A 12,800-nucleotide genomic window follows, 5' to 3' on the forward strand; every position below is an offset into this window, starting at 1 on the left:
CGATGTTTCTCCGCCGGGTCGCCTATTCTGGGCAAATGCCCGTCTTCTCGACCACCGCCCTCAGCCGTGCCGCCCTGGGAGCCGCCGGGGCCGCGGTCGCCGGAATCGGATACGCGACGCTCATCGAGCGCAACGCCTTCACCCTGCGGGAGGCGACGCTGCCGGTGCTGGAACCGGGCAAGCCGTCGCTGCGCGTGCTGCACATCAGCGACCTGCACATGATGCCCGGGCAGCAGTTGAAACAGGCGTGGCTACGCGAGCTGGACCGGCTGGAACCGGACCTGGTGGTGAACACCGGGGACAACCTCTCGCACCTGAAGTCGGTGCCCGCCGTGGTGCAGTCGCTGGGCGGATTGCTCGGGCGCCCCGGCATCTTCGTGTTCGGCTCGAACGACTACTTCGCGCCGGTGCCGAAGAACCCGCTCAAGTACTTCAAGAAGGACCACAAGCGCGTCTACGGCGAGCCGCTGCCCTGGCAGGACATGCGGGCCGCGTTCACCGAGCGCGGCTGGCTGGACCTGACCCACGTGCGCCGCGATATCGAGGTGGCGGGCGTGAAGATCTCCACCGCCGGTGTGGACGACCCGCACCTGAAGCGGGACCGCTACGAGACCGTCGCGGGCGCGCCGAATCCGCTGGCGGACTTGAGCATCGGGCTCACCCACTCGCCGGAGCCGCGGGTGCTGGACCGTTTCGCGGCTGACGGCTACGACCTGGTGATGGCGGGCCACACCCACGGCGGGCAGCTGTGCGTGCCCGGATTCGGCGCGCTGGTGACCAACTGCGGGATCGACCGGGCCCGGGTGAAGGGCGCGTCGCGTTGGGGCGCGCACACCCGGCTGCACGTGTCGGCCGGGCTGGGCACCTCGCCGTGGGCTCCGTACCGGTTCTGCTGCCGCCCGGAGGCGACGCTGCTGACGCTGGTCGGCGCGCCGCCGAAGAAGCCGGTGGCCGAGTCGGGGCGCGGTCGGGCCGCGTCCTCGGAGGCCGTCGCCCACTGAATCCGCCGCGGCGATATGCCCTGAGCGTCTGCCGCGATATACAGCGCGGTATGTAGTCGTCAGTCAGGGGGCCATCGTGACCAGTGGAGACAACCACCGCGACGAGGCCGGTTCGGAACCCGATCCGAATTGGTGGCAGGGCGCGCCCGCGCAGGAGCCGGGATGGGGACAGCCGGGATATCCGGCGCCCCAGCCGAATCAGCCGCCGGCGTGGCCGCAGCAGGGGTATCAGCCGACCACGCCGATGCCCGCCGGGCAGTACGCTCCGCCGCCGCAGTATCCGCCGACGCAGGCGTTCGCCCAGCCGCCCGGCTACGGCCGGCAGCCGTATCCCCCGCCGCCGGGCGGCGGTAAGAGCAAGGCGTGGTTGTTCGGCGGGCTCGCCGTGCTGCTGGTGGCGATCGTCGCGGTCGTGGCGGTGGTCGCGCTGGTGAACAAGGGCTCGAATTCGCCGTCGGCCAAGTCGAATACGACGCCGTCGCTGATCAGTGCGCTCACCTCGACCACCGCCAAACCACCGTCCCCGGGCAAGCCGACGCCCGGCAAGACCACCGCCCCGAAGGCGACCGGTACGCCCGGCGCGGTGATTCCCGGCTATCAGGTCGTGACGATCCCGAACAACGGTGCGGCCTATGACATTCCGCAGGGCTGGAAGCTGGACCACACCGGTCAGGACTCGTTCAGCAAGGGCACGGACTCCGTTCCGGTGGCGGGGCTGGCGCAGGACGGCGTCGACTACTGCCCGGAGAACGTGCGCACCAACGTCTTCCTGACCCAGTCCGACGAGACCGATCCGGGCAAGGCCGCCGCCGACATCGGAACCCGCCTGGGCCGGATCGGCTGGTCCACCTCCACCGGCACCACGCCCGGCGCGCCGGAGTCGTTCCAGTCCTCGGACGGCCAGTTGCAGGGCGTCTACCTGGAGACCAAGGGGACGGCCATCCCGTCGACCGCGGGTTGCGCATCGACCTACTCGATCTACACCTTCGCGTTTCCCGGCGACAGCGGCGCTTTCGTGTTCACGATCGCCGCGGACACCGGAGTCGCGCAGGCGGTGGACGCGACCTTGGCGAAGAAGATCCTCGCCAGCATCCGCCCGATCCAATAGGCGGCACGACTCGTCGGACAGGGGGCCGCGGTGAGCGGAGAACGCGACGACCGGGGCGACGACCCGGATCGAACGACATCCAGCGGCGACTGGTGGCAGGGCCCGGTCCACGACCGCCCCGCCACCCCGCCGCTGCCGCCGTATCGCCCGACCCCGAATCCCCCTGCCCCCGAACCGAACCCGCACCCGTCCGGACCGAGCCCTCACGTGTCCGGACCGAATCCGTACGTCTCCGGACCGAATCCCCAAGCGTCCTTCCGCAACCCGTACGCTTCCGGCCCCAATCCCTACGCATCGGGACCGAATCCGGTTCCACCAGTCGCGAATTCGTACGGCGCCGGTCCTGCGCCCGTCGCACCCGGCTCGCCGCCGCCCGGCACCTATCCACCCCCGCACGGTGATCGTGGCCGCCTGTGGCTGCTGGCGGCCATCGGCGCGGTCGTGGTGGCGATCGTCGCCATCGCGGCCGTCGTGTTCGTCCTGCGCGATTCCGGTTCCGCCCCGACTCCCACCACTCCACCGTCGTCGGCCGCGCCGACCACCACGGCCCCGCGCACCTCCACCACCGCCCCGGCCTCCACTCTGACCCCACACATCCCCGGCTACCAGGTGGTGGTCCCCAAGGACCTGAAGGCCGCCTGGGACGTCCCTCAGGACTGGACCGTCGACCTCACCACCACCAAATACGGCACCGACGCCGACCACATCCCCGCCGCCGGTTTCGCCCAGGAGGGCGTCGACTACTGCCCGAACAACGTGCGCACCAACATGTTTCTCTCCACCTCCGACCTCTCCGACGCCACCGCCGCCGCCACCGACATCGGCGCCCACGCCGCCCGCATCGGCTGGTCCACCCAAACCTCGTCGAAAGCGGGCACCCCCCAACCCCTCGACGCCGGCGACAACACCCTCCACGGCACCTTCGTCGAGACCACCGGCGCCTTCACCGCCCCCGCCGGCTGCGCCACCACGTTCTCCGTCTTCACCTACGCCGTGAGCGCGGGCCCGACCAGCGGCTCCCTGGTCCTCGTCATCGTCGCCGACACCGGCGTGGACCGCTCCGTCTCCCCCGATCTGGCCCGCCGAATCTTCGCCACTTTCCGCCTCCTTTAACCCCCTGACCAGCCGATTTAACACCTGGACAACGGGTGCGCTAAGCTACTGCAGGTTCACTTCACGGGGTGTGGCGCAGCTTGGTAGCGCGCTTCGTTCGGGACGAAGAGGTCGCAGGTTCAAATCCTGTCACCCCGACTGTGTGGTTGAGACACAACTCGGCCCCCGGCTCTTTCGAGAGCCGGGGGTTTTGTGTTTTCCGAGTTCGGACCGCGGATCCGCGATCGGGTCCGGTCACACCGCGGGTTCCTCGTACCGGATCTGATGCCGGGCGGCGATCGGGTTGATCCGGGCCGGGTCGAGGGCGCCCGCGGTGAACATGGTCGGTCCCGCCTCGATCAGATCCTCGAGATAGCACTCCCAGCCGCCCGGTGACGAGATCTGGATGAGGCGCGGCGGGAGGCTGGAGCCGCGGCGCAGCGCGTGCGGAATGCCATGCGGGAGTAGGACGAACATCCCGGCGGTGGCGTGCTCGACCCGGTCGTCGAATTCCACCTCGAGCGTGCCGTCGAGCACGTAGATGCATTCGTCGGCCACGTGATGGGTGTGGCGGGGGATGTCGTGGGCGAGGGTGACTTCCAGGAGCGAGAAGCGGCCGTCGGTATCGGCGGTGGTGGCCTTCACGGCGAACGCGGGCGGCAGGGGCACACGGCCCGGTCGGGCCGCGACGGCGTCGAGCAGCAGAAATCGATTGTGGGACATGGTGGTACCCTTCGACTGAATAGAAACGGAACCGGAATCCGGATCCGTTTCGAGTGTAGGCCGGAAGGGAACCCAGGTGTCAAGCCCATCAACACCGTCGCGCAAGCCGCGCGCGGATGCCTCCCGCAATCGTGACCGCATCCTGGACGCCGCCCGAAACCTGTTCGCGGAGCGGGGAAGCCAGGTCCAACTCCCGGAGGTGGCGCGGGCCGCGGGGGTCGGGATCGGCACCGTGTACCGGCACTTCCCGACCCAGGCCGACCTGATCGAAGCCGCGGCCGCGCAACGCTTCGCTGAGATCGGGGAGTACGCGCGCACCGAATGCCTGGACCGCTCCGAGCCCGGACGGGCGGTGCTGCATTACCTGACCCATGTCGGCACGATCCTGGCGGCCGACAGCGGACTGTCGGCTGCCATCGAAGCCGCCCGCCGATCGCGCGGCAGTGAACCACGCGGCGCGGCGCTGGAACAGCTCACCGAGATCATCGGCGCCCTCATCGAATCCGATCGGGCCGCCGGAACGGTGCGCCCCGACCTGTCCGTCGCCGACGTCTACATGGTCGTCGGTGCGCTGTCGGCCACCATTCGCTCCGGCAGCGGCGACTGGCGCCGGTTGCTCACCCTGTTGTTCGACGGGCTGCGGGCCTAGCCGGCCCCGTGGTTGCCTCGCGTGGCCGCGTTCGGCATGCGCAGGTGGCGGCTGAGGTCGCCCGTCAAGTGCATCGTGACCTGGCGCTCGGCGAATCGCCACTGCCCGTCGAGGCATTGGAAGCGGTCGCGGTAGCGGCCTGCGGCTATGGCCTGCAAGGGCAGGTCCGGGAGGGCCTGGAAGACCGTGAAGTAGGCGCGCGCCGTGGCGGTGGTCGCCGGGTCGTCGAATTCCAGCGCGATGTTGGTGGTGACGTGGTGGGTGCGTGGCGTGCCGTCCTCGTAGCGGATCACCAGGCCGGTGAACATGCGCTCGATGGCGGCGCGGCCGCGGACCGATCCCCCGTTGCCGATGAATTCGGCGTCCTCGAACAGTGCGCCGACGCCGGCGAAGTCTCCGGTGTCGATCAGTTCGGCGTACTTCGCGATCAGGTTCGTCACGGCGGTGGTGTCGGCGGCGGTGCTCATGGAGCGGACGATACGCGTCGGTCACCCGGCGACGGGGCGAAGTCGGGTGGTGGCCAGGCGGTTTGCGTGGGCGGTGAGGAGGGTGCGCAGGGCGGCGGCGGTGGCGGGGTCCGCCGGGGTGAGGATGGTGAGGGTGTGGTCGGGGTCGTTGGGGCTGGTGAGGCTGTCGTAGGCGACGGTGAGGTCGCCGGCTTCGGGGTGGCGGATGCGTTTGGTGCCGTGACTGCGGTCCTGGACGGTGTGGTCGTCCCACCAGTCGGCGAATTCGGGGCTGTCCGTGCGCAATTCGGCGATGAGGGCGCGTAGACCGGGGTCGGCGGGGTGGCGGGCCTGGTTGCGGCGGAGGATGCCGACGGTTTCGCGGGCGATGCGCGCCCAGTCGAGCTGACTGGCGCGGATGCCGGGGTCGAGCAGAGTCAGGCGGGCGGTATTGGTGCCGGAGTCGAATCCCGGGCCGAAGAGGGCCACGGCCGCGGTGTTGCGGGCCAGGACGTCCAGACGGAAGTCGGTCAGGTAGGCGGGGAGGGCGGGCATGCCGTCGAGGATCGCCAGGAGCGAGGCGGGCGGGGCGGCGACGGGGGTGCGGGCCGGGGGCGTGGCGCCGCGGGCGATGAGGTGGAGGTGGGCGCGTTCGGTGTCGGTGAGGCGCAGGGCCTCGGCGAGGGCGTCGAGGATCGCGGCGCCGGGGGTGCCGACGCGGCCCTGTTCGAGGCGGATGTACCAGTCGATGCTGACGGCGGCGAGCTGCGCGACTTCCTGCCTGCGCAGGCCGGGGGTGCGGCGTCGGCCGACGGCCGGGAGACCCGCTTGCTCGGGCGTCAGGCGCTCACGCATGGCGCGCAGGAATGCGCCGAGCTCCTGGCCGGATGTCGTTGTGTCCACGCTCGCTCCTTCACTCGGGTCCAGGGTAGGAGCGGCCGGGTGGTACGCGGAATACCAGGGTGCGGAGGCTCTCCCTGGGGTTTCCGGATTTCGGGATGCTCGTCGTGTCATTCGACCACGAGGAGAACCGCCATGACTCGCATCGCACGCACCGTTTCCGCGACCTTCGCCGTGGCGGCCCTGCTGTCCGCCGCCGCCTGCGGCGATGACGGGGATTCGGCGCCCGCCGCCACCACGAATCCGGCCGCGTCCGTTCAGGTTCGGCCCGTGGTCCCGGCCTCGGCCGCGCGGTTCACGGTCACCACCCCGGACGGCACCGCCGAGCACGCCTTCCCCGCCGACTTCTACGCGGGAGCGTTCGGCTGCACCGCCGCCAATCACGCCCTGAGTCTGCGATGGTCGGGCGCTCCGGCGGCAGCGAAGAGCTTCGCGGTCACCATGTTCGATCCGGACGCCCCGACCGGCGCGGGCTTCTGGCACTGGCTGAACTGGGATATCCCCGCCACCGCAACCGATTTCACCGCGGGCGCGGCGGGCGTCGCGGGCACCAATGACGCGGGCGCCCCCGGTTACCTGGGCCCGTGCCCGCCCACTGGCGACGGCCCGCACACCTATCAGATCTCGGTCCTGGCTCTGGACACTCCGAGCTTGGGCCTGCCCGCCACCACCACCCCGGCGGTCGCCTCGTTCTCGATGGGCTCGCACATCATCGGCGTCGCCCATCTGTCGCTGACCGCGCAGCGCCCCTGATCCGAAGCAGCGCACAGGGTCCCGGCCAGCTCGGCCGGGACCCTGTGTCGTGGAACGGTTTTACCGTCAGCCCAGGTGCAGGCGGCGCATGAGGCGCAGCGTGACCAGGGTCGACTTGAGCTGCTTCTCGTACGGCATGGAGGAGCGGGAGGCCATGATCTGCTTCTTCTGGACGCCGACGTTGACCGTGTCGGTGTACTTGAGCAGGCCCGCCGCGCCGTGGCGGGTGCCGACGCCGGACTGCTTGACGCCGCCCGACGGGGTGCCCTTGGCGGCGTAGCTGGTGATGAAGCCGTCGTTGATATTGATGGCGCCGGATTCGATGCGCTCGGCGAGTTTCGTTGCGCGATCGATGTTTCCGGTCCAGATGGCGGCGTTCAGACCGTAGGCGGTGTCGTTCGCGAGGGCGACGGCCTCGTCGTCGGTCTTGTACTTGTAGATGCTGACGACCGGACCGAAGGTCTCCATGGTGGACAGGGCCATGTCCTTGGTGACGCCGGTGAGGATGGTCGGTTCGAAGAAGGCGGGGCCGATGTCGGGGCGCGGGTTGCCGCCGGTGACGACGGTCGCGCCCTTCTCGCGGGCCTCGTCGACGTGGGCGGCGACGCGCTTCATGTGGTCGACCGAGACCAGCGAGCCCATCTCGGGTTCGAAGTCGTAGGTGGCGCCGGTCTTGCCGAGCAGTTCCTCGGCGGCGGCGGTGAAGCGGCGCAGGAACTCGTCGTAGATGCGTTCGTGCACGTAGATGCGCTCGATGTGCATGCAGATCTGGCCCGCGTTGCCGAACACGCCGAACAGGATCGAGGGGATGGCCTCGTCGAAATTGATGTCGTCGAGCACGATCATCGGGTTCTTGCCGCCGAGTTCGAGGCTGCAACCGATGAGGTTGCGCCCGGACTGCTCACCGATGGTGCGCCCGGTGGCGGTGGAGCCGGTGAACATGACGAATTCGACATTGTCGATCAGCGTCGGCCCGACGTCGGGGCCGACGCCGCAGACCACCTGCACGAGCCCGCGCGGCAGACCCGCCTTGTGCAGCAGTTCGATGCCGTAGAGGGTGCACAGGGCGGTCTTGTTGTCCGGCTTCATGATGACGCCGTTGCCCGCGATCAGTGCCGGGGTGGAGTCCGACATGGAGATGGCGAAGGGGAAGTTCCAGGGCGCGATGACCGCGATGACGCCCTTGGGCCGGTGCTCCTCGGTGGACGAGGTGATGACCGGCATGGGCCCGGAGCGCTTCTTGGGCTTGAGGACCTTCTCGGCGGTCTTGAGGTAGTGCGCGATCACCAGCGGGGTGTCGCACACCTCTTCGATGGCCATGCGCCGGGACTTGCCGCAGCCGATCTGGATCAGGTCGGCGAGGAGCTCGATTTCCGAGAGCAGCAACTCGTGGGCGCGCTCGAACACGGCGAGCCGGTCCTTGAGCGGGCGGGCGGCCCATTCCTTCTGCGCGGCGCGAGCCATTTCGGCCGCGGCCACCACGTCCTCGGGGGAGGATTGCGGCAGGTAGCCGACGACGTCGCCGGTGTAGACCTCGGTCATCTCGAAGGGCTCGCGGGCCTCGCCGGCCTTGCCCGCGGTCACCATCGCGGTCAGCCGGTCGATGAGGGATTCCGTGACGCGCGGCGGAAGCTTCGCCTTACTCGTTGTGCTCATGGGACTCTCTCCACTACTTGCCGCCCGTGACGGCGGTCACCATGATCCAAACTAGAACACGTTATTGTTTAGGACAACGGCGCGGGGTACTTTCGTGCCGGAATCCTGGTTCGTCCATATCGAAAGAAGGGTCGGCGATGACCGCAGCGACTGCTGAAACCCCCGCCAACACCGAGCCGCACGCGCTGGTCGAGAAGCGTGGCGCGACGCTCATCGTCACCATGAACCGCCCGAAGTCCAAGAACGCGCTGACCGGCGAGATGCTGGCCATCATGACCGAGGCGTGGGACACGGTCGACAACGATCCGGAGATCCGCTCCTGCATCCTCACCGGTGCCGGCGGCGCGTTCTGCGCGGGCGCGGACCTGAAGAACATGAACAAGAACAAGCCCGAGGACGGCATGAAGGAGGGTTCGGCCTTCGACCCGTCCCGCATGCCGGGTCTGCTCAAGGGCCGCCGTCTGACCAAGCCGCTGATCGCTGCGGTCGAGGGCGCGGCCATCGCGGGCGGCACCGAGATCCTGCAGGGCACCGACATCCGCATCGCCGGTGAGAGCGCCAAGTTCGGTGTATCCGAGGCGAAGTGGAGCCTGTTCCCGATGGGCGGCTCGGCGGTGCGCCTGCCGCGTCAGATCCCGTACACCGTGGCCGCGGAGCTGCTGCTGACCGGCCGCCACATCACCGCCGCGGAGGCGCTGAACTTCGGTCTGATCGGCCACGTGGTGCCGGACGGCACCGCGCTGGACAAGGCCCTGGAGATCGCCGAGCTGATCAACAACAACGGCCCGCTGGCCGTGCAGGCGATCCTGAAGGTCATCCGCGACACCGAGGGCCTGCACGAGGAAGAGGCGTTCAAGATCGACGCCAAGGTCGGCCTGCCGGTCTTCCGCAGCAATGACGCCAAGGAAGGCCCGCGCGCGTTCGCCGAGAAGCGCAAGCCGAACTTCCAGGGCAACTGAGGAATTCGAGGTGATGCCGGAACCTCTCCCGGCACCACCTCGAACCATCAGCGGGCGGCCACTTCCTCGGCCAGGAATCCGCCGGACTGGTGCCGCCACAGCTGCGCATAGGTGCCTTCACCGTGCAGCAGCTCTTCGTGGCTGCCCTGTTCGACGATCCGCCCGCGATCGAGCACGATGAGCCGGTCCATCCCGGCCACCGTGCTCAGCCGGTGCGCGACCACCAGCGCCGTACGCCCTTCCATCAACTCCCAGAGCGCCTGTTGCACCAGGAGCTCGCTCTCGGAGTCGAGGGCGCTGGTGGCCTCGTCCAGGAGCAGGATCGGCGCGTCACGCAGGATGGCCCGCGCGAGCGCGACCCGCTGGCGTTGTCCGCCGGACAGTTTCACGCCGCGCTCGCCGATGAGCGTCTCCATGCCGTCGGGCAGCCCGTCCGCGAATTCGGTGACGTGCGCGGCCTTGGCGGCGCGCCGCACCTCTTCGTCGGTGGCCTCGGGCCGGGCGAAGCGGATGTTGTCGCTCAGCGACCGGTGGAACATGGCCGGGTCCTGCGGCACATAGGACAGCAGACTGCGCAGATCGCGCTGGCGGAGTCGCGAGATGTCCTGTCCGCCGATGCGGATCACGCCGCCGTCGATGTCCATCATGCGCAGCAGCAGCTGGGTGAGCGTGCTCTTGCCGCCGCCGGACCGGCCGACCAGGCCGATGCGCGCGCCGCTGGGCACGTCCAGATCCAGGCCGCGGAACAGCGGCTGCGCCCCCGGGTACGCGAAGTTCACCCGCTCGAACCGGATGTCGGACCCCTTGGGCCGCAAGGGTTCCGGTTCGGCGACGTCGAGCACGGTCGGCGATTCCAGCAGCAGTTCGGTGAACTGCGCGGCCTCGGTGGTGGTGCTCTCCAGACGCCGGTAGATCTGGTTGAACCGGAACATGATCCCGGTGGCGTTCCAGTAGTAGGTGAAGGCCACCATGATCACCTCGACCGAGGCGTGCCCGCCGCCCATGCCGAGGGCGATGAGCAGTCCGGCCACGTTCACGATCACCATCAGCGGGGTGATGACGGTGTCGATGTAGAGATTGTTGTAATCCCACGACAGCAACGACTTCCGCCGTTGCACCGCGACCCGCCGCCGGTGTTCGGCGATCTCCTCGGGTTCGGCCGCGAAGGCCCGCACCGCCTGCATGTTCGACAGGGTGTCGGAGACGTGCCCGGACACCAGGGCGATGGCGGCCTCGCGGTCGTCGACCAGGTGCTGGCGCCGCCGGATGAGCGGGGTGACGACCGCGCCGCTGACGGCGATGAGGCCGAGCAGCACGATGACCAGCATCGGGTCGTAGCGCCACAGCACCACCGACGCGAAGGTCAGCGGCACGAAGGCGGCGACGATCTCGAAGGCGAAGGTGTCGGCGAAGTCCTCGAACCGGGTGGCGAAACTCAGCGCGCGCTTGGTCAGCGAGCCCGCGAAGTTGTTGTGGAAGAACGCCGAGTCCTTGGCGAGGAGTTCGTCCATCGCGGTGTTGTAGAGGTTCTCGATTCCGTTGGCGTCCAACCGGTTCAGGAAGTGGATGCCGATACGCCAGCACACCTCGGCGATGAACAGCAGCGCGCCGAACCCCACCACGTAGGGCGCGAGCGCGCCGATGGACGAGTCGCCGGTGGCGGCGACCTTGCCGACGACGATCGCGACCAGCAGCGGCGCGATGTAGAGCTGGCAGATATTGCCGAGGGCGGGCCCCAGCATGGCCGTGATCGTGATGGCTTTGCGCCGGGCCATTTCCCGGCCGTAATAGCGCAGAACCAGCCGTACCGCGGACGTGCGCGTACTCATTCATCCCCTCTCGGCTAGTGCTTGCAGAGAGCCCAGAGTGCCCGGAGGGGAGTGATAGCGCTACTGAATTATCGCTGGATGGTTGCGGGATACGGGTGCTGGGCGGCCGCAGAGCCCGGCCGCCCAGCACCGGAGCGGATGCCGATCGGAGCACGTGCCGGCATCCACGTTCTGGGTTATCCGGTGGGACGGATGGAGCGCCGGACGATGGCCCGCGCCACCCCGGGCAGGAAGCGCCGCATGTAGTAGGCGGGGCGGGCCTGCCCCGGGAACACGTACAGCGGCGACTTCGGTTCGGCGAGCGCCTTTTCCAGGCTGTCGACCACGAATTCCGGGCTCGCGGCGCTCGCATTGCCGACCACGCTGGCGTTCTCCTCGCGGACCGCGTCCAGGAAGGGGGTCTCGACCATGGGCGGGCACAGCACGAGCAGTCGCACGCCGCTGTCCCGCAGTTCGTAGGAGAGGCTGTCGGCGAAGCCGATGACCGCGTGCTTGGAGGCGGAGTATCCGGCCATGCCGGGCGAGGGCAGCCAGCCCACGATCGAGGAGAACAGCACCACCGTGCCCGCGCGCGCCTCCTTCATGGCGGGGATGACGGCCTGGCACAGGTTCACGGTGCCGATGTAGTTGACGTCGATCATCTTCCGGATCTGGGCCACGTCGTGGTCCAGGACAGAGGCGTGCACGTGGCACATGCCCGCGGCGTGCACCAGCCGGTCGATGGTCCCGAGTTCGGCGCGCACCTTGTCGACGACGGCCCGGACCTGCGCCGCGTCGGAGACGTCGCACGCGTAGGTGTGGGTGTTGGGTGAGCGCGCGGCGGTGACGGCCAGACCCTCGGCGTTCAGGTCGACGGCGGCCACCTGCCAGCCCGCGGCGGCGAGCCGTTGCGCGACGATGCGGCCCATGCCGCTGGCCGCGCCGGTGACGAGTGCGGTGCGGCTCATCGGTCCTCCCGGGTCTGCAAGACGGTGGCGGCGTCCTCGAAGGTCATGCGGAGCGCGCCGATCCGGCTGGAGAAGAGGGCGCGCGCGGGCAGTCCCAGGGCGCGCAATTGTCCGGAGACCGCATGGTCTCCCAGTTCCAGCCGGGCGCCGCCCGGCCGTCCCCGGACCTGGCCGGGGTTCATGATCCACGGCGTGCGCCGCAGGATGCCGTTGCGCGAGGTGTAGGCGTCGATGGAGGCCCCGCCCGCGCCGGCGGGCATGGGGAAGCCGTCGGCGATTCGCAGCGCGAGCACGAACTGCCCATCGACCCGGACCTCGCAGCGGTGGCCCCGCCCGTCGGGGGTGATGTCGATGTCGGCCATGAGCTTGGGGAAGCCCCAGATCGACTGTCCCGCTTCGCAGGTGAAGCTCTGATTGACCGGCAGCCAGTGGATGTAGGCGCCGGTGCTGTCCTTGCGCCCGGGCTGTCGGACCATGAGCGAGAAGGCGAATTCGTGGTACGGGCCCAGATCGCCGTCGACGTAGCGTACGAAAGCCAGTGAGAGCACGGCCTTTCCGAACAGCGGGGTGATCGGCTCCAGTCCGGTCCCGGCGAGCAGGTCGGCGGCGGCGCGGGCGTCGACGAGGAACAGCGCCGAGGACGCGTCGGCCTGCCGGATCTGCACCGGCATGCGGACCTGCTCGCCGAGCACGGTGTGGGCCTCTACCATGCTCGAATTAGAACAGGTTTCAATGAA

Annotated in this window: 13 protein-coding genes and 1 tRNA gene; 7 read left to right on the forward strand and 7 right to left on the reverse strand. The window is 69.2% G+C overall.

What is annotated here, in order from left to right:
- Positions 1 to 35: 35 nt before the first annotated feature.
- The 4 genes from ABZ382_RS12950 (at position 36) to ABZ382_RS12965 (ending at position 3,360) form a co-directional block, all read left to right on the forward strand.
- The gene (locus ABZ382_RS12950) at positions 36 to 1,001 is read left to right on the forward strand and encodes a metallophosphoesterase (protein ID WP_357087690.1); all 966 of its coding nucleotides are present in this window, start codon (positions 36 to 38) and stop codon (positions 999 to 1,001) included.
- Positions 1,002 to 1,077: 76 nt separating this feature from the next.
- Positions 1,078 to 2,109, forward strand: coding sequence for a hypothetical protein (locus tag ABZ382_RS12955; protein ID WP_357087692.1), 1,032 nt, complete (start codon positions 1,078 to 1,080; stop codon positions 2,107 to 2,109).
- A gap of 30 nt (positions 2,110 to 2,139) precedes the next feature.
- Positions 2,140 to 3,222 carry a hypothetical protein gene (locus tag ABZ382_RS12960; protein ID WP_357087693.1) on the forward strand — a complete coding sequence of 361 codons (1,083 nt, stop codon included), beginning with the start codon at positions 2,140 to 2,142 and terminating at the stop codon, positions 3,220 to 3,222.
- Between the two features lie 64 nt (positions 3,223 to 3,286).
- Positions 3,287 to 3,360: transfer RNA gene (locus ABZ382_RS12965), tRNA-Pro, on the forward strand.
- Between the two features lie 96 nt (positions 3,361 to 3,456).
- Here ABZ382_RS12965 and ABZ382_RS12970 read toward each other — a convergent pair.
- A complete protein-coding gene (locus ABZ382_RS12970; protein ID WP_357087695.1) occupies positions 3,457 to 3,924 on the reverse strand; it encodes a cupin domain-containing protein in 468 nt (155 codons plus the stop codon).
- Between the two features lie 76 nt (positions 3,925 to 4,000).
- Between ABZ382_RS12970 and ABZ382_RS12975 the strand changes: the two genes are divergently transcribed.
- Positions 4,001 to 4,573 carry a TetR/AcrR family transcriptional regulator gene (locus ABZ382_RS12975; RefSeq protein WP_357087698.1) on the forward strand — a complete coding sequence of 191 codons (573 nt, stop codon included), beginning with the start codon at positions 4,001 to 4,003 and terminating at the stop codon, positions 4,571 to 4,573.
- Here the strand turns inward: ABZ382_RS12975 and ABZ382_RS12980 are convergent.
- Entirely contained in the window at positions 4,570 to 5,040 is a 471-nt protein-coding gene (locus ABZ382_RS12980; protein ID WP_357087700.1) for a nuclear transport factor 2 family protein, read from the reverse strand. The two genes, ABZ382_RS12975 and ABZ382_RS12980, sit on opposite strands and share 4 nt — an antisense overlap.
- A 21-nt stretch (positions 5,041 to 5,061) precedes the next feature.
- Entirely contained in the window at positions 5,062 to 5,922 is an 861-nt protein-coding gene (locus tag ABZ382_RS12985) for a helix-turn-helix transcriptional regulator (protein WP_357087702.1), read from the reverse strand.
- Between the two features lie 132 nt (positions 5,923 to 6,054).
- Between ABZ382_RS12985 and ABZ382_RS12990 the strand changes: the two genes are divergently transcribed.
- Positions 6,055 to 6,672 (forward strand): YbhB/YbcL family Raf kinase inhibitor-like protein, encoded by a 618-nt coding sequence (locus ABZ382_RS12990; RefSeq protein WP_357087705.1) that lies wholly within the window; start codon positions 6,055 to 6,057, stop codon positions 6,670 to 6,672.
- Positions 6,673 to 6,738: 66 nt separating this feature from the next.
- Here the strand turns inward: ABZ382_RS12990 and ABZ382_RS12995 are convergent, their stop codons facing one another.
- Positions 6,739 to 8,328, reverse strand: coding sequence for a succinic semialdehyde dehydrogenase (locus ABZ382_RS12995; protein ID WP_357087708.1), 1,590 nt, complete (start codon positions 8,326 to 8,328; stop codon positions 6,739 to 6,741).
- A 137-nt stretch (positions 8,329 to 8,465) separates the two neighbouring features.
- On the opposite strand from ABZ382_RS12995, the gene ABZ382_RS13000 reads away from it, so the two are divergent.
- A complete protein-coding gene (locus tag ABZ382_RS13000; RefSeq protein ID WP_357087710.1) occupies positions 8,466 to 9,287 on the forward strand; it encodes a crotonase/enoyl-CoA hydratase family protein in 822 nt (273 codons plus the stop codon).
- Positions 9,288 to 9,334: 47 nt separating this feature from the next.
- Here ABZ382_RS13000 and ABZ382_RS13005 read toward each other — a convergent pair whose 3' ends face one another.
- The 3 genes from ABZ382_RS13005 to ABZ382_RS13015 all read right to left on the reverse strand — a co-directional run bounded on the left by ABZ382_RS13005 (position 9,335) and on the right by ABZ382_RS13015 (position 12,773).
- On the reverse strand, positions 9,335 to 11,116 hold the full coding sequence (locus ABZ382_RS13005) for an ABC transporter ATP-binding protein (protein ID WP_357087712.1): 1,782 nt from the start codon (positions 11,114 to 11,116) through the stop codon (positions 9,335 to 9,337).
- Positions 11,117 to 11,292: 176 nt separating this feature from the next.
- Positions 11,293 to 12,063, reverse strand: coding sequence for an SDR family oxidoreductase (locus ABZ382_RS13010; protein WP_357087715.1), 771 nt, complete (start codon positions 12,061 to 12,063; stop codon positions 11,293 to 11,295).
- Positions 12,060 to 12,773, reverse strand: a complete 714-nt coding sequence (locus ABZ382_RS13015) for an acetoacetate decarboxylase family protein (RefSeq protein WP_357087718.1) — start codon at positions 12,771 to 12,773, stop codon at positions 12,060 to 12,062. The genes ABZ382_RS13010 and ABZ382_RS13015 overlap by 4 nt, the downstream gene beginning before the upstream one ends.
- Between the last annotated feature and the right edge of the window lie 27 nt (positions 12,774 to 12,800).

Origin of the sequence: Nocardia sp. NPDC005825 (assembly GCF_040630175.1) — a bacterium.
Lineage (GTDB): Bacteria > Actinomycetota > Actinomycetes > Mycobacteriales > Mycobacteriaceae > Nocardia.